The sequence below is a fragment of the Streptomyces zaomyceticus genome (assembly GCF_014656215.1).
In the GTDB taxonomy this organism is placed as follows: Bacteria; Actinomycetota; Actinomycetes; order Streptomycetales; family Streptomycetaceae; genus Streptomyces; species Streptomyces zaomyceticus.
In genome coordinates this window covers 1-22,470 of the sequence record NZ_BNBZ01000053.1, presented here as the reverse complement: position 1 = coordinate 22,470, position 22,470 = coordinate 1, and the positions used below count along the sequence as shown (strand labels likewise).

General features: G+C 70.3%; 20 protein-coding genes. 17 read left to right on the top strand and 3 right to left on the bottom strand.

Translation table 11 applies throughout. From position 1 onward, the window contains the following. Positions 1 to 206: 206 nt before the first annotated feature. Both IE311_RS37015 and IE311_RS37010 read left to right on the top strand, forming a co-directional pair. Positions 207 to 1,232, top strand: coding sequence for an MBL fold metallo-hydrolase (locus IE311_RS37015; protein ID WP_229902369.1), 1,026 nt, complete (start codon positions 207 to 209; stop codon positions 1,230 to 1,232). Beyond that, positions 1,181 to 2,041, top strand: coding sequence for an alkyl sulfatase dimerization domain-containing protein (locus IE311_RS37010; RefSeq protein WP_229902368.1), 861 nt, complete (start codon positions 1,181 to 1,183; stop codon positions 2,039 to 2,041). The genes IE311_RS37015 and IE311_RS37010 overlap by 52 nt, the downstream gene beginning before the upstream one ends. 39 nt (positions 2,042 to 2,080) lie before the next feature. Here IE311_RS37010 and IE311_RS35395 read toward each other — a convergent pair whose 3' ends face one another. Both IE311_RS35395 and IE311_RS35390 read right to left on the bottom strand, forming a co-directional pair. Beyond that, positions 2,081 to 3,301, bottom strand: a complete 1,221-nt coding sequence (locus IE311_RS35395; RefSeq protein WP_229902367.1) for a TetR/AcrR family transcriptional regulator — start codon at positions 3,299 to 3,301, stop codon at positions 2,081 to 2,083. 113 nt (positions 3,302 to 3,414) lie between these two features. Next, a complete protein-coding gene (locus IE311_RS35390; RefSeq protein ID WP_189836005.1) occupies positions 3,415 to 4,677 on the bottom strand; it encodes a PucR family transcriptional regulator in 1,263 nt (420 codons plus the stop codon). Positions 4,678 to 4,900: 223 nt separating this feature from the next. On the opposite strand from IE311_RS35390, the gene IE311_RS35385 reads away from it, so the two are divergent. From IE311_RS35385 to IE311_RS35355, 7 genes are all read left to right on the top strand, one after another. Further along, on the top strand, positions 4,901 to 6,154 hold the full coding sequence (locus IE311_RS35385; RefSeq protein ID WP_229902366.1) for an MFS transporter: 1,254 nt from the start codon (positions 4,901 to 4,903) through the stop codon (positions 6,152 to 6,154). A 97-nt stretch (positions 6,155 to 6,251) separates the two neighbouring features. Continuing rightward, a complete protein-coding gene (locus tag IE311_RS35380; RefSeq protein ID WP_189836003.1) occupies positions 6,252 to 7,439 on the top strand; it encodes a lipid-transfer protein in 1,188 nt (395 codons plus the stop codon). Positions 7,440 to 7,442: 3 nt separating this feature from the next. Then, complete coding sequence (locus IE311_RS35375; protein ID WP_189836002.1) at positions 7,443 to 7,898, top strand: MaoC family dehydratase N-terminal domain-containing protein; 456 nt, start codon at positions 7,443 to 7,445, stop codon at positions 7,896 to 7,898. After that, entirely contained in the window at positions 7,898 to 8,302 is a 405-nt protein-coding gene (locus IE311_RS35370) for a MaoC/PaaZ C-terminal domain-containing protein (protein ID WP_189836001.1), read from the top strand. The genes IE311_RS35375 and IE311_RS35370 overlap by 1 nt, the downstream gene beginning before the upstream one ends. Before the next feature lie 14 nt (positions 8,303 to 8,316). Next, complete coding sequence (locus IE311_RS35365) at positions 8,317 to 9,120, top strand: SDR family NAD(P)-dependent oxidoreductase (protein WP_189836000.1); 804 nt, start codon at positions 8,317 to 8,319, stop codon at positions 9,118 to 9,120. A 37-nt stretch (positions 9,121 to 9,157) separates the two neighbouring features. Then, positions 9,158 to 10,315, top strand: coding sequence for an acyl-CoA dehydrogenase family protein (locus IE311_RS35360; RefSeq protein ID WP_189835999.1), 1,158 nt, complete (start codon positions 9,158 to 9,160; stop codon positions 10,313 to 10,315). A 94-nt stretch (positions 10,316 to 10,409) separates the two neighbouring features. Then, entirely contained in the window at positions 10,410 to 11,528 is a 1,119-nt protein-coding gene (locus IE311_RS35355) for a CaiB/BaiF CoA transferase family protein (RefSeq protein ID WP_189835998.1), read from the top strand. A gap of 67 nt (positions 11,529 to 11,595) precedes the next feature. Here the strand turns inward: IE311_RS35355 and IE311_RS35350 are convergent, their stop codons facing one another. Next, on the bottom strand, positions 11,596 to 12,771 hold the full coding sequence (locus IE311_RS35350) for a thiolase family protein (RefSeq protein ID WP_189835997.1): 1,176 nt from the start codon (positions 12,769 to 12,771) through the stop codon (positions 11,596 to 11,598). A gap of 176 nt (positions 12,772 to 12,947) precedes the next feature. Between IE311_RS35350 and IE311_RS35345 the strand changes: the two genes are divergently transcribed. From IE311_RS35345 to IE311_RS35310, 8 genes are read left to right on the top strand one after another with little or no spacing between them, the layout of a single operon-like run. Continuing rightward, entirely contained in the window at positions 12,948 to 14,105 is a 1,158-nt protein-coding gene (locus IE311_RS35345) for an acyl-CoA dehydrogenase family protein (protein ID WP_189835996.1), read from the top strand. Positions 14,106 to 14,148: 43 nt separating this feature from the next. Then, positions 14,149 to 14,913 carry an SDR family NAD(P)-dependent oxidoreductase gene (locus IE311_RS35340; protein WP_189835995.1) on the top strand — a complete coding sequence of 255 codons (765 nt, stop codon included), beginning with the start codon at positions 14,149 to 14,151 and terminating at the stop codon, positions 14,911 to 14,913. 34 nt (positions 14,914 to 14,947) lie between these two features. Beyond that, entirely contained in the window at positions 14,948 to 15,718 is a 771-nt protein-coding gene (gene fabG, locus IE311_RS35335) for a 3-oxoacyl-ACP reductase FabG (RefSeq protein WP_189835994.1), read from the top strand. Positions 15,719 to 15,769: 51 nt separating this feature from the next. Continuing rightward, entirely contained in the window at positions 15,770 to 17,311 is a 1,542-nt protein-coding gene (locus tag IE311_RS35330; RefSeq protein ID WP_189835993.1) for an AMP-binding protein, read from the top strand. A 25-nt stretch (positions 17,312 to 17,336) separates the two neighbouring features. Further along, positions 17,337 to 18,119 (top strand): enoyl-CoA hydratase/isomerase family protein, encoded by a 783-nt coding sequence (locus tag IE311_RS35325; RefSeq protein WP_189835992.1) that lies wholly within the window; start codon positions 17,337 to 17,339, stop codon positions 18,117 to 18,119. A 43-nt stretch (positions 18,120 to 18,162) separates the two neighbouring features. Beyond that, positions 18,163 to 19,287, top strand: coding sequence for an acyl-CoA dehydrogenase family protein (locus tag IE311_RS35320; RefSeq protein WP_189835991.1), 1,125 nt, complete (start codon positions 18,163 to 18,165; stop codon positions 19,285 to 19,287). Next, a complete protein-coding gene (locus IE311_RS35315; RefSeq protein WP_189835990.1) occupies positions 19,284 to 20,288 on the top strand; it encodes an acyl-CoA dehydrogenase family protein in 1,005 nt (334 codons plus the stop codon). Before IE311_RS35320 ends, IE311_RS35315 begins: the two co-directional genes overlap by 4 nt. Positions 20,289 to 20,291: 3 nt before the next feature. Then, complete coding sequence (locus IE311_RS35310) at positions 20,292 to 22,163, top strand: alkyl/aryl-sulfatase (RefSeq protein ID WP_189835989.1); 1,872 nt, start codon at positions 20,292 to 20,294, stop codon at positions 22,161 to 22,163. The last annotated feature ends 307 nt before the right edge of the window (positions 22,164 to 22,470 follow it).

Sequence of the window (22,470 nt, the reverse complement as noted above, 5' to 3'; positions counted from 1 at the left end):
CGCAGGTTCCGATGTGACGCGGCACAACGGGGGCGGTGGCATCACGCGGTGCGGTGGCGACGGAGTGAGCCGCCTACTATCGTCCGAGTTGTTCGATTTGTGACTTCTGGTGCTTCGTGTAAGGGATGGAGGCTATCGTGGCCGGTTCGCAGCAGGCGTCCACCTAAACCGCCGAGATCAACAAGGCCGCGGAAGCCGCGTATGCAATGGAGCACCGCGCCGACTTCGCCGATGTGGACCGCGGGTTCATAGCCGGCTTCCCGGAGAAGCTGTACAGCGAAGAGGGCGACCTACTGAGGGACGCGCGGATGCTCGACTACGTCACGGACGACGCGCTGGCCCCCGAATCGGTGAACCCGAGCCTGTGGCGGCAGTCGCAGCTGATCAGGCGCGAGGGCCTGTACAAGGTCGTCGACGGCCTCTATCAGGTGCGGCTGAGCGCGAACATCACGATCGTCGACGCCCCCGACGGGCTGGTCGTGATCGACTTCGGGACCGACGTCGGACTGGCGAAGGCGGGTCTGGAGCTGTTCCGGCGTGAGACCGGGAACGACAAGCCGGTGGTGGCCGCGAGCTACACCCACACCCACTTCGACCACTACGGCGGGATCAAGGGGATCATCGACGAGGCCGACGTCACCTCGGGGAGGGTCCCCATCGTCGCGCCCGGCACGATCGAGTCGTTCAACAAGCACGCCATCGGCGAGAACGTCATCACCGGCAACGCGATGTCGAGGCGGATGGCCTACACCTTCGGGCTGCTGCTGCCGCACTGCGACTGCGGGGTGGTCACCGGCGGCATCGGCTCGGAGGACGACGGCTTCCGCACGAAGTTCAGCTACATCCCGCCCACCGACCTCATCACCCGGACGGGCGAGACGCGGACGCTCGGCGGCTGGGAGTTCGAGTTCCTCTACGCCCCGGACACCGAGGCGCCGGAGGAGATGCACATCTGGATCCCCGCGATCAAGGCGCTCACCTGCGCGGAGAACGCCAACCACACCATGCACAACATCCAGACCATCCGGGCGCCCGTACCCGCGACGCCCGGAACTTCGCCCGCTATCTGGACGAGACCCTGGTGCGCTGGGGCGACGACGCGGAAGTGCACTACGGTCCGCACACCTGGCCGGTGTGGGGCAACGAGAATGTCGTCGCGTTCCTGGAGTCCCAGCGCGACATGTACAAGTACATCCACGACCAGGCGCTGCGCCTCGCCAACCAGGGCCTGACCCCGCTGGAGGCCGCCGAGATCGTCGAACTGCCCGACACGCTGGGCAGGAAGTGGTTCAACCGCTACTACCACGGCGGCCTGCACCACAACGTCCGCGCCGTCTTCCACAAGGAACTCGGCTTCTGGGACGGCGACCCGGCCACCATCATGCCGCTGCTGCCCCAGGACCACGCCAGGCGGCACGTCGACCTCATCGGCCGCGACAGGATCCTCCAGGAAGGCCGCGACGCGATCGACGGCGGCGACTACCGGTGGGCCGTCCAGGTCCTGCACCACCTCGTCTTCGCCGATCCCGAAGACACCGAGGCCAAGAACCTCCAGGCCGACGCCTACGAACAGCTCGGCTACCAGGCCGAAGTGCCCCAGTACCGGGCCATCTTCCTCACCGCGGCGCAGGAGCTCCGTGAGGGCGTACGGACCGAGGGCGGGGTCCACACCGACAGCCTCGACACCATCCTGGCCATGCCCATCGACCTGCTCTTCGACTTCGTCGGCGTCCACGTCAACGGGACCAAGGCCGCCGACGTCGACGTCCGGGTCAACCTCACCTTCGCCGACTACGGCGGCGACTGGACCATGTGGGTGCGCAACGGCGTCCTCAACGCCCGCCCCGGCCACGCCGATGACGCGCAGCTGTCCCTGAAGGGACCGAAAGCGGTGCTCGCCGGGCTCCTGCTGGAACCCGGCCGCGCCGCCGAGGCAGTCGAGCGGCACGGACTGACCGCCGAGGGCGACATGGAGGCGCTCACGGTCCTCGGCTCCGTGGTCGAGACCTTCGACCCGCACTTCAACATCGCGACCCCGTAAGCGGAGGGAGGGGCCCCGCGAGCGGGCAGACCGACACTCCTACGCCGTGTCGGTCGGGCCTTCGGCCAGCAGTACGGCGGTGCCGATCTCCATCAGCCGGTCGGCGAGGTCCGGGCGGTCGCCGGAGGCTCCCGTCCGGGCCGCGTTGTCGATGACCGTGAGGACGGCGACGACGGTGATCCTCGCCTCGGCGGGATCGAGACCCGGGCGCACCTCGTCGAGCAGCCTCACCCAGAGTCCGAGGTACTCGCGCTGGGTCTGTCGAGCCGCCTTGCGCTCCTTCTCCGGCAGCTGGTCGAGCTCGCCGATCAGCAGGCCGATCAGGTGGCTCTGGCTCACGGCGAACTCGACGTACGAGCGCAGCAGCCGCTCCAGCGTCTCGCGCGGGGTGCCCGGCCAGGACAGCGCCTGCGCCGTGCCGGCCCGACGCTGCTCGCCGCCGCGTACCACGGCGGCGACCAGCAGGTCGGTCTTGGTGGGGAAGTGCTTGTAGATGCTGGGGCCCGTCGCGCCCGCGGCCTCGCCGATGTCGTCGGTGCTCACCGACTGGAAGCCCCGCTCGTCGAAGAGTCGTATCGCCTCGACGAGGATCTCCTCGCGCCGGGACATCGCGAGACCGGCGTAACCGCCCGGGGACGGCGCGGGCCCCTGTTCTCGGTTGGTCCCGAGCGGGCAGTGCGCCGCGGCGTACGCGAGGCGGTACAGCAGCTCCTCGAAGCGGCGGCGGGGGAGCGAGGTGCGGTGCCAGGAGACGGAGCCGAACACGGCCAGCACGGACCAGGCCAGCAACTGGCGGTCCGCGTGGTCCAGTTCGGGACGCGCCGAGTGGATCAGCTCGCCGATGCCCTCGGCGACGCCGGTCAGCGCGCGGCGCTGTTCCTTGCGGCGGTCCTCGGGCAGGTGGCGTGCTTCGCGCTGCCACAGGACGGCCGACCCCCGGCGGTCCGGGGTCTCGGAGGCCGAGGTGCGGAGGTAGGTGTCGAGGTCGGGCGCGGCCGCCACGGACGCCACGACAGCGGCGACGGTGGCGTCCACGACGTGGAGCAGAAGGTCGGGCTTGCCGCGGAAGTGCCGGTAGAGGGCCGGAGCGGTTATCCCGACCTCGCTCGCCACATCGGCCAGCGAGACGTTGTGGTAGCCACGGGTACGGAAGAGGTCGGCCGCAGCGGAGACGATCCGGGCCTTGCGATCGGGAGGTCTGCGCGTGCTCCTCCGCTTGGTTTCCTCGGTCCGCATCCCCACTCGCTCGCTTTCGGTCACCTGGGCAAAGTACAGCACCGGAGCGGTGTTGTGATCACGGGCTCACCCTGCATATCTCATCTGCCGGCACCGTGAGGGAGCGGAAGTGTGCCGGGAAGTGAATTATGCCTCACTCACGTGCCTGTCCTGGTGGCGAGCTGGTGCGACTCCAGCGCGAACGACAGGTCGACCACGTCACGCGGCCGGGCCAGCAGCCGTCCCGTGAGGCGTTCCAGTCGTCGCAGCCTGTTGAGCACGGTGTTGCGGTGGCAGTACAGCCGCTTGCCCGCCTCCTCTGTCGAGCCCTGGCAGTCCAGCCAGGCCGCGAGCGTGGCCAGCAACTGATCGCGCTCCACGGGATCCGCTTCCAGTACGGGGCCGAGCACCTGGACCGCGAATTCCTGGGCCAGGTCGGGGCGGGCGAGGATGAACGCCCCGGGCAGGCGGTCCGCGAGGCGGGCGAGCTCGCCGTCCGCCGAGCAGCTGGTCAGGGCGAGCTCGGCGAGCTCCCGTGCCCGTCCGAGCTCCATGAGGCCGGGTACGACGGTGCTGATCCCGCCGCGCAGCCCCGGTGGCATCGCGATCGCCGCCGCGAGGTCTTCGACTGAGCGGTCGCCGAGCAGCGCCACCACGGCCAGGCCCTCCTCCTGTGGGCACCAGTGCAGCTCCATCCCGTCGTGCGTCTCGCGGGAAGGCTCGGTGACGGAGCGTTCAGCGTCGCCGCCACGGAGCAGCATCACCGCGTAGCGCCCGTGCAGCGGGAGGCCGAGCGCGACGGCGATGGCTGACACCCGGGTGACCTCGGTGTACCCCCTCAGCAGGATCTTCAGCAGGGGCAGCCGCTTGCGGGCGTCGTCCTCGGGCAGGCGGCCGGCGGCGCGCCGATGCGCCTCGACGACCAGGGCGGTGTCGCGGTCGACATGGCTCCAGACGTCGTTGGCGGCGAACGCCATCAGATGCCCCTGCTCGGGGCAGTCGCGCATGACGAGCGCGACCAGGGTGTCCCAGATCTCGGCGCCCCCGACCCGGTAGGCGTGCAGCACGGCCTGGAGGGGCACCCCCTCCTCCGCCCGCTTGCCGCCGGTGTGCCAGGCGTACTCGCCGGACTCCGACATTCGGTCAGGCGTGATCATCCCGCCGACGAAGCACTCCAGGGCGGTGTGGGCGGACTCCCGGAGGTCGGGCGGGGCCAGCAGAGGATTGCCGTAGTACGAGCTGGCGCCGCGCAGCTCCGTCAGGGCCGACTCGGCGAAGGCGGGGATCCGGGGCTGGAGCAGTTCCGCCGCGTGGCGCAGGACACGGGCGGCGCCCTCCTTGGCGGGTTCGTGGGGGAGTCCGGGCGGCCGGTGGGCCGGACGTGGGGGGCGTGCCGGTAGGTCGGTGCGCAGCTCGTTCACATCGTCACCTCCGTGTGAGTCGAACTCTGTCAAGTTAGAGAGAACTCACCCACACGTCCAGTGTCAGGCAATATCAAGTTGATCCCTTGTTCGCGAGAGTTAGGAGTGATTCACTTCCAGCCACATTTGCCCAGCTGGACAAGGGAGCGCCGTCATGGCCGTCGAACAGCAGGAAGTGTCCGGGTCCAGGCCGGGAGGCTCGGCCGCGGGCCGAGGGGCCCCCGTGCGGCGCAGGGCGTGGATCGTCCTCGCACTGCTCGTCTGCCTGATGCTGGTCAACTACGCCGACAAGGTCGTGGTGGGGCTGGCCGGGGTCGGCATGAAGGAGGAGCTGGGTCTGGACGACGCCGGCTTCGGTGTCATCCAGAGCAGCTTCTTCTGGCTCTTCGCCGTCGGATCCGTCCTCGGCGGATGGCTCGGGGGCAAGGTGCGGGCGCGCTGGCTCCTCGCCGGTATAGCGACCCTGTGGGCCCTGAGCCTCGCGCCGATGGCCGCGCAGGTCGGCTTCACCACGATCGTCGCCTGCCGGGTGCTGCTCGGTTTCGCGGAGGGTCCGACCACAGCGCTCGCCATGCAGGTGGCGCACTCGTGGTTCCCGGCGCACAAGCGGGCGATTCCCAGCTCGATCGTCGTGGCCGGAGCGGGCATCGGTCCGCTGATCGCCGCGCCCGTACTGACCTGGGTGATTCTCGCGTACTCCTGGCACGCGGCGTTCGCCGTGCTGGCGGTCTGCGGAGCCGTGGTCACCCTGCTCTGGCTGGTCGGCGGCGACTCCGGCCCGGAGGACGCGCAGGGGGGCCACGGTGCGGCAGCTGCCGGCCCGGTGCTTCCCGAGTGGGTGCCGCTGCGGCGACTCTTCTCGACCGGCACGCTCATCGGGATGTGCCTGCTGTTCTTCGTCGCCTACGCGAACACCTCGGTCAAGGTCAGCTGGCTGCCGCTCTATCTGCGGGAGGGGCTCGGGTACGACGCGACCACGGCCGGGAAGCTGGTCGCGCTCCCGTACCTGGGCTCGGCGATCGCGGTGATCGTCGTGGGTGTGGTCTCCGCGGTGCTGACCAGGCGGGGTGTGGGGAGCCGGGTGACCCGGGGTGTCCTGCCGGGTGCGATGGTCCTGGTCTCCGGGGTGTGCACCATCGCGTTCTCCTCGCTGGACCGGGGCGTGCCGCAGATGGTCCTGCTGGTGCTCAGCTCCTGTCTGAACTCCGCGGGGTACGGGGTTGCCTTCGCCGGGCTCGCCGACGTCCTGCCGGCGAAGCAGCGCGGCGCTGTCTTCGGGATCGTCACCGGCATCTACAGCCTCGGCGGGGTCGTGGCCCCGTTGGTCGTCGGCCGGTTGGTGGACGGCGGGGACTCCATCGCGCTCGGCTACGGGAACGGCTTCCTGGTCCTGGGTCTGACGATGATCGCCGGCGCGCTGGCCGCGCTGCTGTTGGTCAACCCCGCGCGCGATGCCGCGAAACTGACTGCTGAGTGAATGGGTCGAATCATTCGTGTCTGGCAGCCAAGCCCTTGACATAAGGCTTGCTCGGTCAGAAAGTGAATCTGCCATAACCTAGTGACTGGAGATTTGCATGGGTCGAAGAGTGCTGGTGGCCGGGGTGGGGATGGTCCCGTTCGCCAAGCCCAGTGCCGCCAAGACGTACGACGAGATGGGCGCCGGTGCCGTCCGGGCGGTGCTGGCGGACTCGGGACTCTCGTACGACAGGATCCAGCAGGTGTACGCCGGGTACGTCTACGGTGACTCCACCTGCGGCCAGCGCGTGGTCTACGGCTTCGGGATGACCGCCGTGCCGGTCCTGAACGTCAACAACAACTGCGCCTCGGGGTCATCGGCCCTGTGGCTCGCCCGGCAGGCCGTCGAGAGCGGCGCGGTCGACTGCGCCCTCGCCGTCGGCTTCGAACAGATGCCTCCCGGCGCCCTCGGCGCCAAGTGGACGGACCGGCCGAACCCACTGACGGACTTCTCCGCCGTCCTGAAGGACGTGTACGACGTCGACCCGGCCCTACCGATGACCCCGCAGTACTTCGGCGCCGCCGGCGTCGAGTACATGGAGAAGTACGGGATGCGGACGGAGACCTTCGCCAAGGTCTCCGTGAAGGCCCGCCGGCACGCCGCGAACAACCCGTACGCCGTTTTCCGCGACCCGATCACCGAGCGGGAGGTACTGGACTCCCCGCACATGGCCGGCCCCCTCACCCGGCTCCAGTGCTGCCCGCCCACCTGCGGTGCCGCCGCCGCGATCGTCTGCTCCGAGGACTTCGCCCGCAGCCATGGCCTCTCCCCGAAGGTCTCCATCGCCGCCCAGGCGCTCCGCTCCGACGCCGCCGGGCTCTTCGACAAGAAGAGCGCGATGTCCCTCGTCGGCACCGACGTGACCAGGGCCGCCGCCGCGGAGGTCTACGAGAGGGCCGGCGTTGACCCCCGCGACATCAAGGTGGTCGAGCTGCACGACTGCTTCACCGTCAACGAGGTCCTCACCTACGAGGGCCTGGGGCTGTGCGACGAGGGTGGCGCCGAGGAGTTCATCCTCGCCGGCGACAACACCTACGGCGGCCGCGTCGTCACCAACCCCTCCGGCGGCCTGCTCGCCAAGGGGCACCCGCTCGGTGCCACCGGTCTCGCGCAGACCGCCGAGATCACCTGGCAGCTGCGGGGTGACGCGGGAGCCCGCCAGGTCGAGGGCGCGACTCTCGGCCTCCAGCACAACCTCGGCCTCGGCACCGCCGGAGTCGTCACCCTCTTCGAGAAGGTGTCCTGACCCATGCCCATCGATCCCGCCCTCATCGGCACCCGCACCCCGGAACACTCGGTCCAGGCCGAGCGCGGCCGGCTCCGGTTCTTCGCCCGGGCCATCGGACAGACGGACACCGTCTACACCGACTTGGAGGCCGCGAAGACGGCCGGGCACCGTGACCTTCCCGTCCCGCCGACCTTCCTCTTCTGCCTGGACATGGACAACCCCGACCGGGGCCGGTTCCTCGACGACCTGGGCATCGACGTCCGCACGATCCTGCACGGCGGACAGGAGTTCACCTACCACGCCCAGGCGTACGCGGGGGACACGCTCACCTTCGTCACCGAGGTCGAGGACGTGTACGCGAAGAAGGGTGGCGCGCTGGAGTTCATCGTCCGCGACACCCACGTCACCCGTGACGGGGAGCCCATCGCGACGCTCACCGGCACCCTCGTCGTGCGCGACCCGAAGGCGGCCAAGTGATGACCACCCTGAGCCCCGGCGACTTCCTCCTGATCGAGGCGCCTCGGATCACCCGTTCCACGCTGGCCCTGTACGCCGGCGCCTCGGGTGACCACAACCCCGTACACATCGACACCGACGCCTGCGCGGCCGTCGGCATCCCGGATGTCTTCGCCCACGGAATGCTCTCGATGGCGTATCTCGGACGGTTGCTCACCGACTGGGTCCCGCAGGGGCGGATCCGTTCCTACGGGGTGCGGTTCTCCGCGATCACGCCCGTCAACGCGACACCGGTCTGCCGGGGCACCGTCACGAGGGTGGAAGACGGCCTCGCCCACCTCGACCTGACGGTCTCCCTGCCCGACGGCACCGCGACCCTCCAGGGCTCGGCCGTCGTCACCGCCACCGACTGGCCTACACAGTAAGGACGTACACCATCATGGGAACCCTGGACGACAAGGTCGCCCTCGTCTCCGGCTCCGGCCGCGGCATCGGCCGAGAGGTCGCGCTCAAGCTCGCCTCCGAAGGCGCGAGTGTCGTGATCAATGACCTCGACAAGCAGCCGGCCGAGGAGACCGTCGCCGACATCGTCGCCGCAGGCGGCAAGGCCGTTGCCTGCGTCGGATCCGTCACCGAGGACGACTTCGCCGAGCGGTTCGTGAACACCGCGATCGACTCTTTCGGCGGCCTCGACATCATCGTCAACAACGCCGGCTACACCTGGGACACCGTCATCCAGAAGATGACCGACGAACAGTGGGACGCCATCCTCGACGTCCACCTCAAGGCCCCGTTCCGGATCCTGCGCGCCGCCCAGCCGTACATCAAGGCCAACCCGACCGACCACCACCGCAAGGTCGTCAACGTCTCCTCGGTTTCCGGCCAGTACGGCAATCCCGGCCAGGCCAACTACTCCTCCGCCAAGGCCGGCGTCATCGGTCTGACCAAGACCATGGCCAAGGAGTGGGGCCGTTACAAGGTCAACGTCAACGCCGTCGCGTACGGCTTCATCCTCACCCGCATGACCGAGGCCACCGCCGAGGACGAGGCGTTCGTCGAGATCGAGGGCCGGAGGATCAAGGTCGGCGTCAGCCCGCAGATAGCCGCCGCGGTCGCCCGCACGAACCCGTTCGGCCGCCCCGGCACACCGGCCGAGGCCGCGGGCGCGATCTACCTGCTCTGCACGCAGGAGTCGAACTACATCAGCGCCCAGGTCGTGACCGTCGACGGCGGCTCCCGCTGACCACGCGCCCTCATCCCCAGAGCGACAGGAACGACACATGAAGCGAACCCTCTACACCCAGGAGCACGAGGACTTCCGGGCGATGATCCGGGACTTCATCGCCAAGGAGGTGAAGCCCCACTTCGAGTGCTGGGAGCAGGACAACCTCGTCGACCGCGAGCTCTTCCGCAAGCTCGGCGCGCTCGGTGTGATGGGCTTCGACATCTCCGAGGAGCTCGGCGGGGCCGGTGAGACCAGCTACAAGTACCAGGTCGTCATCAACGAGGAGTGCGCCCGTGCGGCCGTCTCCTTCGGTCACTACGGCGTGTCCACCGGCATCGTCCTGCCGTACCTCCTCGACCTCGCGAACGACGAGCAGAAGAAGCGCTGGCTCCCCGGCGTCGCCTCCGGCGACATCATGCTGTGCATCGCGATGACCGAGCCCGGCACCGGCTCGGACCTGGCGGGGATCCGCACCACCGCCAGGCTCTCCGAGGGCGGCACCCACTACGTCCTCAACGGCTCCAAGACCTTCATCACCGGCGCCCGCAACTCCGAGCTGTGCGTCGTCGCGGCCCGTACCGCCCCGGCCACCGACGAGGACCGCCGCCACGGCCTCAGCCTGCTGGTCGTCCCGACCGACAGCGAAGGCTTCTCCTACGGGCGGAAGCTGGACAAGATCGGGCTGCGCTCCTCCGACACCTCCGAGCTCTCCTTCACCGACGTCCGGGTCCCGGTCGAGAACCTCCTCGGCGAGCAGGACAAGGGCTTCTCCTACCTCGGCCGGAACCTGCCGCGCGAGCGGCTCTCCATCGGAGTCGGCGCCGTCGCCACGGCCACGGCCGCGATCGAGTTCGCCCGCGAGTACGTCCTGGAGCGCCAGGTGTTCGGCAAGCCGGTGGCGGCCTTCCAGAACACCAAGTTCGTCCTTGCCGAGTGCGCCGCCGAGGTCGAGGCCCTCCAGGCCATGGTCGACAAGGGCATCGAACTCGACGACTCGGGCGAGCTGACCGGCGCCGACGCCGCGAAGATCAAGCTGTTCGGCACCGAGGTCGCGGGCCGAGTCATCGACAAGTGCCTGCAACTGCACGGTGGTTACGGCTACATGCTGGAGTACCCGATCGCGCGCCTCTACGCCGACACCCGCGTCTCGCGGATCTATGGCGGCACCAGCGAGGTCATGAAGACGATCATCGCCAAGGACCTGGGGCTGTAGACCGCCCCCACAGTCACCGGCCGCCCCTCCTACCGACCCCTGGGCGGCCGGTGTTCCCCTCCCTCCCCGCCGCTGTCAGGAAGCAGAGCGCCCCGTGAGCACCGCACCCACCCCCGCCGCCGGTCCGCTGTCCGGCATCCGCGTCGTCGAACTCGGCGGCATCGGCCCCGGTCCCTTCGCAGGCATGCTCCTGGCCGATCAGGGAGCCGAGGTCATCCGCGTCGACCGGCCCGCCGAGGCCGGCACCGCGTCCAAACACCCGATTCTCCACCGCGGCCGCCGCTCCGTCGCCCTCGACCTGAAGGACCCGGCGGACGTCGAGGCCGTCCTCGCCCTCGTCGACACCGCCGACGCCCTCATCGAGGGGTTCCGCCCTGGTGTCGCCGAGCGACTCGGCCTCGGGCCGGACGTCTGCCTGGCCCGCAACCCCAAGCTCGTCTACGGCCGGATGACCGGCTGGGGCCAGGACGGGCCGCTCGCCCAAGCGCCCGGTCACGACATCAACTACATCGCCGTCGCGGGCGCGCTCGGCGCGCTCGGCGCGGCGGACGAGCACCCGCCTGTGCCGCTCAACCTCGTCGGCGACATGGGCGGCGGCGGGATGCTGCTCGCCCTGGGCATCACCACCGCCCTGGTCAGCGCCGGGCGTACGGGCCGCGGCCAGGTGGTCGACGCCGCCATGACCGACGGCACGGCCGTCCAGCTCGCCCTCGTCCACGGCCTGCTGGCGGTGGGCCGTTGGGAGGACGCCCGGGGTGTCAACCTTTTCGACGGTGGTGCCCCCTTCTACCGCACCTACCGCACCTCCGACGGCGGTCACATGGCCGTCGGCAGTGTCGAGCCACAGTTCTACGCCGTCCTGCTGGAGGTCCTCGGACTGGCCGACGACCCCCTGTTCGCCAAGCAGCACGACCGGGAGCAGTGGCCCGCCATGCGGGTACGTCTGGAGGAGATCTTCGCCGGATGGAGCCGCGAGGAGTGGACCGCCGCCTTCGACGGCACGCAGTCCTGCGTCACCCCGGTGTACGGCCTGACCGAGGCGGCGGCCCACCCGCACAACCTGGCGCGCGGCACGTACTACACCGAGGACGGCGTGCTTCAGCCCGCCCCGGCCCCGCGCTTCCACGGCACCCCGTCGGGCACGCCGCGCCCGGCGCCAGCGGTCGGCGCACACACGCGGGAGGTCCTGGCGGAGGTCGGCCTCGTGCGGTGACGCGACGGGTCTAGGGAGAGGGGGTGCTGCTGGCCGACAGCACCCCCTCTTTCTACGGCGTGGTGCGTCAGAGCAGTTCGAGGATGGTCGCGTTGGCCATGCCGCCGGCCTCGCACATGGCCTGGAGGCCGTAGCGGATGCCGTTGTCGCGCATGTGGTGGACCAGGGTCGTCATCAGGCGCGCGCCCGAGCCGCCCAGCGGGTGGCCGATCGCCATCGCCCCGCCGAGCGGGTTCATCAGCTCGTAGTCCGCACCGGTCTCCTTGAGCCAGGCCAGCGTGACGGGGGCGAACGCCTCGTTGATCTCGAACGCGCCGATGTCGCCGATCGACAGGCCCGCGCGCTTGAGGGCCTTGGCCGTGGCGGGGGCCGGCCCCAGGGCCATGGTGACCGGGTCGACGCCGGCGAGGACCGCGGTGTGGACGCGGGCGATCGGCGTCCAGCCGTTGCGGCGGGCGATCTCGCTCGTGGTGATGAGCAGCGCGGCGGCGCCGTCGGAGATCTGGGAGGAGTTGGCGGCGCTCACTACGCCGTCCTCCTTGAAGGGCGTCGTGAGGGTGGCCAGCTTCTCCAGGGTCGAGCCGCGCCGCACCCCCTCGTCGGTGTCGAAGACGCGCGAGGCGCCCTCCGCGTCGGTGACGGCGACCGGGGCGACCTGGGCGGTGAAGCGGCCCTCGTCGACGGCGCGGGCGGCCCGCTCATGCGAGTCCAGGGCGTGCTGGTCGAGCTGCGCGCGGCTGAACCCGTACTGCTCCGCAATCATCTCGGCGCCGACGCCCTGGTCGAAGGTGCCCCGCCCGCCGGGGAAGTAGCGGTCGAGGACGAGCGGGCCGTACGCCTTTCCGGCCCCCGGGACCTCGCGGGCGGAGCCCATCGGTACCCGGCTCATCGCCTCGACGCCGCCGGCGACGGCGATGTCGTACTGACCGGCGACGACGAGCCCGGCGGCGAAGTGCACCGACTGCTGGGAGGAGCCGCAGGCGCGCGAGACGGAGACGCCCGGCACGGACTCGGGCCAGCCGGCGGCGAGCGCCGCGAAGCGTCCGACGACGCCGGACTGCTCGCCGACCTGGGAGACGGTGCCCCAGACCACGTCGTCGACGGTGGCCGGGTCGAGGCCGTTGCGCTCGGCGAGGGCGGTCAGGACATGGGCGGAGAGATCGACCGCGTGGAGGGACGAGAGGGAACCTCCCCGCTTCCCGACGGGGGTTCGCACGGCGTCCACGATCACTGCGTCACGCATGGGCTGCTCCTGGAAGAGAGGCGGAAGGTGCGGTCGCGCGCGGGCGCGAGCCGCTTTAAGTTATTCCAAGCTAACCTAGCTGTCTAGCATCGAGATTGCGTTGAATGCGCCTTGACAGCGCGGCAAGCGGGCGTAAAAGTGAAAACTGGCTAACCCGATGCAAGAGAGAGGCCGTCATGCCGAGTACGGTATTCAACGAGGAGCACGAGGTGTTCCGGCAGATGGTCCGGGACTTCCTGGCCAAGGAAGCGGTTCCGCACCTCCAGGACTGGGTCGCGGCGAAGGCCGTGTCCCGCGACTTCTACCGCAAGCTCGGTGGGCTGGGCCTGCTCGGCATGGAGGTGCCGGAGGAGTACGGCGGCGGTGGGCAGACCGGACACCACTTCGGTGCCGTGCTCGCCGAAGAGGTCGCCCGCGCCGGGGCCACCCTGGGCACCGCCATGACGCACTCCAACATCATCCTGCCGTACCTCCTGCACTTCGGGACCGAGGAGCAGAAGCGGCGCTGGGTCCCCGGCTGCGTCTCCGGCGACCTCATGCTCTCCATCGCGATGACCGAGCCTGGCACCGGATCCGACCTGGCCGGCATCCAGACGAAGGCCGTCCTGTCCGAGGACGGCACCCATTACGTCCTCAACGGCGCCAAGACCTTCATCACCGGCGGCACCCAGTGCGACCTGGTCCTGGTGGTCTGCCGCACCTCGCCCGCCCCGGCGGACAACCGCCGCAAGGGCCTGTCGATTCTGGTCGTCGACGCCGGGAGCGAGGGCTTCACGGTCGGCCGCAGCCTGGACAAGATCGGCCTGCACGCCTCCGACACCGCCGAGCTCTCCTTCACCGACGTGAAGGTGCCGGTGCACAACCTCCTCGGCGAGCGGGACGAGGGCTTCTTCTACCTCGGCCGCAACCTCGCCCGCGAGCGCCTCGTGATCGCCGTCCAGGCAGCGGCCGCCGCCGAGGCCGCGGTGACCTTCGCCAAGGAGTACACCCGGGACCGCCAGGTCTTCGGCAAGCCGGTGGCCTCCTTCCAGAACACCAAGTTCGTGCTCGCCGAATGCGCCACCGAGGTCGAGGCCGCCAAGCTCATGGCGTACGAGGCCCTGGAGCGCGACGCGCGGGGCGAGCTGTCCGCGGACTACGCGGCGATGGCCAAGCTGCTGTGCACCGAGACCGCGAGCCGCGTGATCGACAAGTGCCTCCAGCTGCACGGCGGTTACGGCTACATGCTGGAGTACCCCATCGCCCGTCTCTACGCGGACACCCGCGTCATGCGGATCTACGGCGGCACCAGCGAGGTCATGAAGACGATCATCGCCAAGTCCATCGGCCTCTGATCCGCGCACTCCCCATCCCAGGACAGGAACGGAACCCTCACCCATGCAGATCAACGGAGTCTCCGCCGTCGTCACCGGTGGTGCGTCGGGCCTCGGCCTCGCCACCGCCGAGCGCCTCCTCGCCCAGGGCGCGCATGTCGTCCTGCTCGACCTGCCCACCTCCCAGGGCGAGCAGCGGGCCAAGGAGCTCGGCGAGCGTGCGCACTTCGTCGCCGGTGACGTCCGCAGCGCCGACGACGCCGCCCGCGCCGTCGCCACCGCCGCGGCCCAGGCGCCGCTGCGCGTCACCGTCAACTGCGCCGGACTCGGCAAGGGCGGCCGGACCGTCGGTCGCGACGGCACGCCCTACGCCCTGGAGGACTTCGAGCACGTCGTCGGAGTCAACCTGATCGGCACGTTCAACGTGCTGCGCCTCGCCGCCGCTGAGATGGCGAGGACCGACGAGGTCGACGGCGAGCGCGGCGTCATCATCAACACCGCCTCCGCCGCCGCCTTCGAGGGCCAGATCGGCCAGTGCGCCTACTCCGCCTCCAAGGGCGGCATCGTGGGCATGACCCTGCCGATCGCACGCGACCTCGCGGCGGCGAGGATCCGGGTGGTCACCATCGCCCCGGGCCTCTTCTCCACCCCGCTGCTCAACAAGAAGCCGCAGGAGTTCCTCGACGCGCTCGGCGCTCAGGTCCCGCACCCCTCCCGGCTCGGCGACCCGTCCGAGTACGCCCACCTGGCGACCTCGATCATCGAGAACCCCATGCTGAACGGCGAGACGATCCGCCTCGACGGCGCCATCCGCATGGCCCCCAAGTAGGACCTTCCCTCCACTCTTGCCCCAGGGAGCAACCGTGTCCACCACCCCTTCCGCCGCCCCGAAGGTCGCCGTCGTCACCGGCGCCGCCCGGGGAATCGGCGCGGCGATCGCCGCCCGCCTCGCCCGTGACGGCTTCGCCGTCGCGGTCCTCGACCTGGACGAGGCCGCCTGTGCCAGGACCGTCGAGACCGTCGAGAAGGAGGGCGGACGAGCCCTCGCCGTCGGCTGCGACGTCTCGGACGCCCAACAGGTCGAGGCGGGCGTCGCCCGGGTCGCGGCCGAACTGGGCGCCCCCACCGTCCTGGTGAACAACGCCGGCATCATCCGCGACAACCTCGTCCACAAGATGACCGACCAGGACTTCGACTCGGTCATCGGCGTCCACCTGCGCGGCGCCTTCCTGATGGCACGCGCCGTGCAGCGCCACCAGACCGCCGCCGGCTGGGGCCGCACCGTGAACCTCTCCTCGTCCGCCGCCCTCGGTAACCGGGGCCAGTCGAACTACTCCTCCGCCAAGGCCGGACTGTTGGGCCTCACCAAGACCCTGGCGATCGAACTCGGTCCCTTCGGCGTCACCGTCAACTGCGTCGCCCCCGGCTTCATCGCCACCGAGATGACCGAGGCCACCGCCGAGCGGATGGGCATCACCTTCGAGGAGTTCACCGACCGGTACGCCAAAGCCATCCCCGTCCGCCGGGGCGGCCGCCCCGAGGACATCGCCCAGGCGGTCTCCTTCTTCGTCCGCGAGGAGGCCGGGTTCGTCAACGGCCAGATCCTCTACGTCGCCGGCGGCCCCAAGGGCTAGTACCGCCAAACCCCTTGCCTTTGCCGACTACGACGATGGAGGGATCCCTGCATGGGTCTGCATCTACCCGACGCCATCCGCCTGCACGCAGCCGAGCGCGGCACCTCCGCCGCGCTGACCTGCGAAGGGAGCAGTGTCGGCTATGCCGAACTGGACTCCCGCAGCAACCGGATAGCCCGCGCGCTGCTCGCCGAGACCTCCGTCGGGTCGCGGATCGGGTTCCTCGCCCGCACCCGGGTCGAGGCCGGCGAGATCATCGTCGGCGCCGCCAAGGCCGGCATGGTGTCCGTCCCGCTGAACTGGCGCCTCGCCACAGCTGAGTTGACGGCCGTCGCCCGGGATGCCGAGCTGACGTTCCTGCTGGCGGAACCGGAGTTCCGGGACGTCGCCGACGCCGTGTGCGATGCCCTGCCGGGTCTGCGGCTGGTCGTCATCGGCCCCTCCGAGGAGCCCGGCGTGCCCGCGTACGAGAGCTGGCTCACCGCCCACCCGGACGATGACCCGGGCCGGGGCACCGGCGCGGACACCGACGAGGTGTTCCTGCAGATCTACACCTCCGGCACCACAGGCGTCCCCAAGGGCGTCCTGCTGACGCACGGCAACTTCTACGCCGACACGACGGAGCTGGAGGAGTATCTCTGGGAGCCCGGATCGGTGGCGCTCAACGCCCTGCCGATGTTCCACATCGGCGGCCTGGGATGGCTGCGGGTGGCGCTCACCGCCGGCGCCAACAGCCTGATGTTCCCGGACTTCGCTCCCCATACGGCGGCCGAGACCATCGAACGGGAGGGCGTCACCCACGCCTTCCTCGTTCCCTCGGTCCTGCACATGCTCACCGAGCTGCCCGGGATCGAGAAGCGCGACTTCTCCCGCCTGACGCTCATCACCTACGGCTCCGCGTCCATCACCCCGGCGCTGCTGCGCCGCTCGATGGCCCTCTTCGGCTGTCAGTTCATGGGCAAGTACGGACTCACCGAGGGCGGCGGCACGGTCACCCAGCTGCCGCCGGAGGACCACGTGCCGGACGGCCCCCGATGGCACCTGCTGACATCGGTCGGCAGGCCCCGACGCGGAGTCGACGTCGTCATCGCCGACCCCGAGACCGGCAGGCCGCTTCCGGCCGGGACCGCCGGCGAGATCCGGATCCGCTCCCGTCACAACACCCCCGGCTACTGGAACCGGCCCGAGGAGACCGCGGCGCTGTACGACTCCCAGGGCCTGTTGTGCACAGGGGACGGCGGTTACCTCGACGCGGACGGCTACCTGTTCCTCACCGACCGCATCAAGGACATGATCGTCAGCGGCGGCGAGAACGTGTACTCCACCGAGGTCGAGTCCGTGCTCGCGGAGCACCCGGCGGTGTCCGAGGTCGCGGTCGTCGGCGTCCCCGACGAGCTGTGGGGCGAGGCCGTCACCGCCGTCGTCGTCCTGCGCCCCGGCGCGGACCGCCCGACCGAGCAGCAGCTCGTCGACTTCACCCGGGACCGGATCGCCTCGTACAAGAAGCCCCGCCGGGTCCACTTCGTCGACGCGCTGCCCCGCAACCCCAACGGCAAGGTCCTCAAGCGCGAACTGCGCGCCCGCATCCACTAGAGAACTCCCAGAGAAAGGGACGGCGATGGCCGATCTCGAGTACACGGTCCGCGACGGGATCGCGACCATCCTCCTCAACCGCCCCGAGCGCAAGAACGCGTTCACCATCGACATGGTGCACGCCTGGGCCGACGCCCTCACCGACGCCCAGGTCGACCCCGAGGTACGGGTCATCGTCGTCACGGGCGCCGGTGACTCCTTCTGCTCCGGCGTCGACCTCGCCGCCTTCAAGGGCGAGGAGCGGGCGCCACTGGGGGAGAAGGAGCTGCTGACGCAGAACGTGCACCGGGTCGCCCTGACCCTGGAGGACGTCGACAAGCCGGTCATCGCCGCCGTCACCGGCCCCGCCGTCGGCGCGGGAATGGACATGGCGCTCCTCTGCGACCTGCGCTTCGCCGGCCGGAGTGCCCGCTTCTCCGAGGGCTACATCAAGGTCGGCCTCGTCCCTGGCGACGGCGGCTGCTGGCTCTTGCCCCGCGCCGTCGGCACCTCCACCGCGCTGCGCATGCTGTGGACCGGCGACTTCGTCGGCGCCGACGAGGCCCTGCGCATCGGCCTGGTGGACGAGGTCCACGAGGACGAGGACCTGATGGACGCCGTGTACGCGTACGCCACCCGCCTCGCCGAACGTCCGCCGGTCGCGATCCGCACCATCAAGCGCGCCGTCCGCCAGGGCGCCCGTCATGACCTGCGGACCGCGCTGGACCTGATCTCCTCCCACATGGCCGTCATCACCTGCACCGAGGACTCGCGGGAGGCGTTCGCGGCCTTCCAGGAGAAGCGTCCCGGCGTCTTCACCGGACGCTGAGACCGGTCGCTGACACCCGCCCCGTACGCCCGGAAAGGCCACCATGGACCACCACTCCCCAGGACCGGACTCCTGCGCCGAGCTGCGCGCACAGGTCCGCGAGCTGACCGCCGCATGGCGCGACGCCGGACGCTACACCCCGCGCAGCGACTCCTGGCTGCGCTCCTTCGACCTGGAGTTCAGCAGGGAACTCGCCACCCGCGGACTCATCGCCATGACGTACCCGGAAGAGTTCGGCGGCGCCGGACGCACCAACGTGGAACGACTCGCCGTCACCGAGGAGTTGCTGCGTGCGGGCGCGCCGGTGGCCGCGCACTGGATCGGCGACCGGCAGATCGGCCCGGCGGTCCTTCGGCACGGCACGCGCGAGCTCCAGGAGGAGATCGTGCCGAGGATCGCCTCCGGTGAGGCCGTGTTCTGCCTGGGCATGAGCGAGCCGGAGGCCGGCTCCGACCTGGCCTCGGTGAGGACCACCGCGGAGCGGGTCGACGGCGGCTGGCTCGTCAACGGCCACAAGATCTGGACCACCCAAGCCCACCACGCCACCCATGCCTACCTCCTCGCCCGCACGTCGCGCGGCGAGCGCAAGCACGAGGGGCTGACCGAGTTCGTCCTCGACATGGACGCGGAGGGCGTGTCCGTCACGCCGATCGTGGACCTGGCCGGCGAACACCACTTCAACGAGGTCCGCTTCGAGAACGTCCTCGTCCCCGCGCAGCGTGTGCTCGGCGAGGTCGGCCAGGGCTGGAAGCAGGTCGTCGAGCAGCTCTCCTTCGAACGCGGTGGCGCCGAGCGGGCGCTGTCCAGCTACCCCGTCCTCGTCGAGCTCATCAGCGAGTCCGCCCGGCAGAAGGACGACCGCGAACTGCGTGCGCTGCTGGGCTCGTTGGTGGCCAGGCTCGCTGTGCTGCGCCGTCTGTGCTTCGAGGTCGCCGGCGCCATGGACGCAGGCCAGGCCCCCGTCCAGCAGGCCGCGGCGCTCAAGTACCTCGGCAACGCCTTCGAGCACGACGTCATCGAGGCGCTGCGCCGCACCGACCTGTGCCAGGACCCCGCCTTCGACAGCCCCTTCGGGCAGGCGCTGCTCGCCTCCCCGGCGTTCAGCCTGCGCGGCGGCGCGGCCGAGGTCCTGCTCTCTCTCATCGCCCGACAGGAGGCCCGTTCATGAGCCGTAGTCAGTTCGCCGACGAACTGCGGAGCCTGATCGACGACCTCGCCGCGGCCAACGGCCCCGACCTGTGGGCCGCTCTCGTCGAACTCGGGCTGCCCCGCATCGGTATCGAGGAGGAGAGGGGCGGCGCCGGCGGCTCGCTCGACGACCTTCTCGTGGTCGTCGAGTCACTCGCCGGGCACGGCATCGGCGTTCCCGTCGTCGAGGCGTCCACCGCCGACTGGATCCTCGGCCACACCGGGAAGCTCGCCGACGGCCTCGCCACGGTCCTACTACTGGCCGAGGCGCCCGACGCCACCTCGGGAACCGTCAGCGCCGAGCTGACCTCCGTGCCGTGGGCCCGCGACGCCACCCGCCTCGTCCTGTGCGCGCCGGGATCTGCGCCGTTCCTGGTCAACCTGGGCGATCCCACGGTCCACGTACGCAACGTCGACAACATCGCGGGCGAGCCCCGCGACACCGTGGTCCTGACCGGCACACCCGTCACCGCCGCCGAAGGCGGGCCCGCGTACGAGGAGGTGCGCGAGCGCCTCGCGCTCCTCTGGTCGGCGGCCGTCCTCGGCGCGTCCCACGGCGCCTACCGACTCACCAGGACGTACGTCTCCGAACGCGAGCAGTTCGGCGCCCCGCTGCTGAAGATCCCCGCCGTCGCCGGCAACCTCGCCCGGATGCGCGTCCAGCTCGTCCAGGCCGATGCCGCGCTCTCCCTGGCACGCGAGGCGCGGGGCTCCAGCGGCGCGGTCGAGATCGTACGGATCACCACGGCTGCCGCCGCCACCGAGATCGCCCAGATCGCCCACCAGCTGCACGGGGCGATGGGCATCACGGAGGAGTACCCGCTGCACCGGCTCACCCGGCGCCTGTGGTCCTGGCGGGACGCCGTCGCCTCCGAGCGCCGCTGGGCCGAGAGCCTGGGCCGCCGCGCGGCCGAGGCCGGCGAGACCGGAGTCTGGACTCGTATCACCGCCCCTGCCGCCACCCCCGCCTCAGAGGACTGACCGATGACGCCCTCCCTCCCCGAACTCGACTGGGACGACACCACCGACCAGGCCAACGCCGCCCGCGGACTGATCGACAGGCTGGAGCCCTGTGTCGTGCGCAACGACGCCGGCCGGATCGTCTGGGACAACGACCGCTGGGACTTCCTGAACAAGGACGAGTGCCCGCGTACCGTGCATCCGAGCCTGTGGCGGCAGAGCCGGCTCAACACCGCTCAGGGCCTCTTCGAGGTCGCACCCGGCATCTACCAGGTCCGCGGTCTCGACGTCTCCAACATGACGATCGTCGAAGGCGAAAGCGGCGTGATCGTCGTCGACCCGCTGACGTCGAAGGAGGTCGCCGCCGAAGCCCTGGCGCTGTACACGCGGAACCGCGGCGAGCGCCCGGTCAGGGCCGTGATCTACACGCACAGCCACGGCGACCACTTCGGCGGCGTCCTCGGCGTCACCACGCACGAGGCGGTCGAGTCCGGCGAGTGCGGGGTCATCGCGCCCGACGGGTTCATGGACCACGCCGTCAGCGAGAACATCTTCGCCGGACCGGCGATGCTCCGCCGCGCCGTCTACATGTACGGCCGCTCGCTCCCGGTCGGCCCCGAGGCGTCGGTCGGCTTCGGCCTCGGACAGGCCCTGTCCACCGGCACCGTCGGCCTGATCGCGCCCACGGTGAGCATCACCGCCACCGGCCAGGAGCTCGTCCTGGACGGAGTCAGGCTGCTTTTCCAGCTGACCCCGGACACCGAGGCACCCTCGGAGATGAACTTCTACCTGCCGGACCACCGTGTCCTGCTCATCGCTGAGAACGTCAACCACTCACTCCACAACGTCCTCACGCTGCGCGGCGCGCAGGTACGTGACGCCCATGCCTGGGCCTCGTACATCACCGAGTCGATCCAGCTCTTCGACGGGGCCGAGATCCTCATCGGCTCCCACAACTGGCCGACGTGGGGCCACGACGAGGTGACGCGCATCCTGACGCAGCAGCGCGACGCCTACGCCTACCTCCACGACCAGACCGTCCGGCTGATGAACCAGGGCTTGACCGGACCCGAGATCGCCGAGGAGATCCAGTCCTTCCCCGGCGAGCTGGGCCGGGCCTGGAGCGTGCGCGGCTACTACGGCTCCCTCAGTCACAACGTCAAGGCCGTGTACCAGCGGTACATGGGCTGGTACGACGGCAACCCGGCGCACCTCTGGCAGCACCCGCCGGTCGAGCAGGCCAAGCGGTACGTCGCCACCATCGGTGGCGCGGACGCCACCGTCAGCGCCGCCCGCGAGGCGTTCGAGGGCGGCGACCTGCGCTGGGCCGCCGAGCTGCTCAACCACGTCTTGTTCGCGGAGCCGGAACACGCGGCGGCCCGCGAGCTCCAGATCGCCACGTACGAGACGCTGGGCTTCGGCCAGGAGAACGGCACCTGGCGCAACATCTACCTCACGGGCGCCAAGGAGCTGCGGGAGGCCGGCCAGGAGAAGCGGGCCAAGGGCGCGCCACGCGGCGAGAGCGTCGACATGCTGGCGGCTCTGGGCACCGGGCAGATCTTCGACTCCATGGCCGTGCGGCTGGACGGGCCGCGCGCGGCGGCCCACCGGCTGCTGCTGCGCTGGGAGTTCACCGACACCGACGAGGTGTGGACCCTCCTGGTCGGCAATGGCGTGCTCACCCCCATGCGGGGCGACGCACCACGCGGGGAGGCCCCTCAGCTGACCCTGCGCCTGGAGCGCGCCACCCTCGACCTCGTCCTGGCCCAGCGGACCTCCTTCACGGAAGCGATCGGCTCCGGGGCGGTCACTGCCGAGGGCGACATCGGCGTCCTCGCGACATTCCACGGCCTCCTGGAGGCGCCGAGGCGCAACTTCCCGATCGTCCTTCCGTAACGGCTCTCCCGCCGTTCCTCACAGCACCGGGGCCCCACCACGGGCCCCGGTGTCTGTGTTTTCCCCCGCCGACCGAAGGGCGACGGTGTGCGGCGCGGTCCTTTCGAAAGGCTGCTGATGTGTCGAGTCACACGAATGCGACCGAAGGCGTGGGGAGCGCGCGGAAGCGCTTGTTCCGCCGCGTCCGCCCCGGCCATGGTGAACCGCCCCATCTCACCGCCGATCCCCAGGAGCCGTCCGTGAACAGCTGGTGGAACACCTTCATCCGGCGCGGAAGAACCCGTGCTTCCGGCGCCGCGCTGGTCGT

Bases quoted from the DNA above. Each gene is read 5' to 3' on its own strand.
- IE311_RS37015 (WP_229902369.1), top strand. From the start codon at position 207: ATGGAGCACCGCGCCGACTTCGCCGATGTGGACCGCGGGTTCATAGCC.
- IE311_RS37010 (WP_229902368.1), top strand. From the start codon at position 1,181: ATGTACAAGTACATCCACGACCAGGCGCTGCGCCTCGCCAACCAGGGC.
- IE311_RS35380 (WP_189836003.1), top strand. From the start codon at position 6,252: ATGGGTCGAAGAGTGCTGGTGGCCGGGGTGGGGATGGTCCCGTTCGCC.
- IE311_RS35375 (WP_189836002.1), top strand. From the start codon at position 7,443: ATGCCCATCGATCCCGCCCTCATCGGCACCCGCACCCCGGAACACTCG.
- IE311_RS35370 (WP_189836001.1), top strand. From the start codon at position 7,898: ATGACCACCCTGAGCCCCGGCGACTTCCTCCTGATCGAGGCGCCTCGG.
- IE311_RS35365 (WP_189836000.1), top strand. From the start codon at position 8,317: ATGGGAACCCTGGACGACAAGGTCGCCCTCGTCTCCGGCTCCGGCCGC.
- IE311_RS35360 (WP_189835999.1), top strand. From the start codon at position 9,158: ATGAAGCGAACCCTCTACACCCAGGAGCACGAGGACTTCCGGGCGATG.
- IE311_RS35350 (WP_189835997.1), bottom strand. From the start codon at position 12,771: ATGCGTGACGCAGTGATCGTGGACGCCGTGCGAACCCCCGTCGGGAAG.
- IE311_RS35345 (WP_189835996.1), top strand. From the start codon at position 12,948: ATGCCGAGTACGGTATTCAACGAGGAGCACGAGGTGTTCCGGCAGATG.
- IE311_RS35340 (WP_189835995.1), top strand. From the start codon at position 14,149: ATGCAGATCAACGGAGTCTCCGCCGTCGTCACCGGTGGTGCGTCGGGC.
- IE311_RS35330 (WP_189835993.1), top strand. From the start codon at position 15,770: ATGGGTCTGCATCTACCCGACGCCATCCGCCTGCACGCAGCCGAGCGC.
- IE311_RS35325 (WP_189835992.1), top strand. From the start codon at position 17,337: ATGGCCGATCTCGAGTACACGGTCCGCGACGGGATCGCGACCATCCTC.
- IE311_RS35320 (WP_189835991.1), top strand. From the start codon at position 18,163: ATGGACCACCACTCCCCAGGACCGGACTCCTGCGCCGAGCTGCGCGCA.
- IE311_RS35315 (WP_189835990.1), top strand. From the start codon at position 19,284: ATGAGCCGTAGTCAGTTCGCCGACGAACTGCGGAGCCTGATCGACGAC.
- IE311_RS35310 (WP_189835989.1), top strand. From the start codon at position 20,292: ATGACGCCCTCCCTCCCCGAACTCGACTGGGACGACACCACCGACCAG.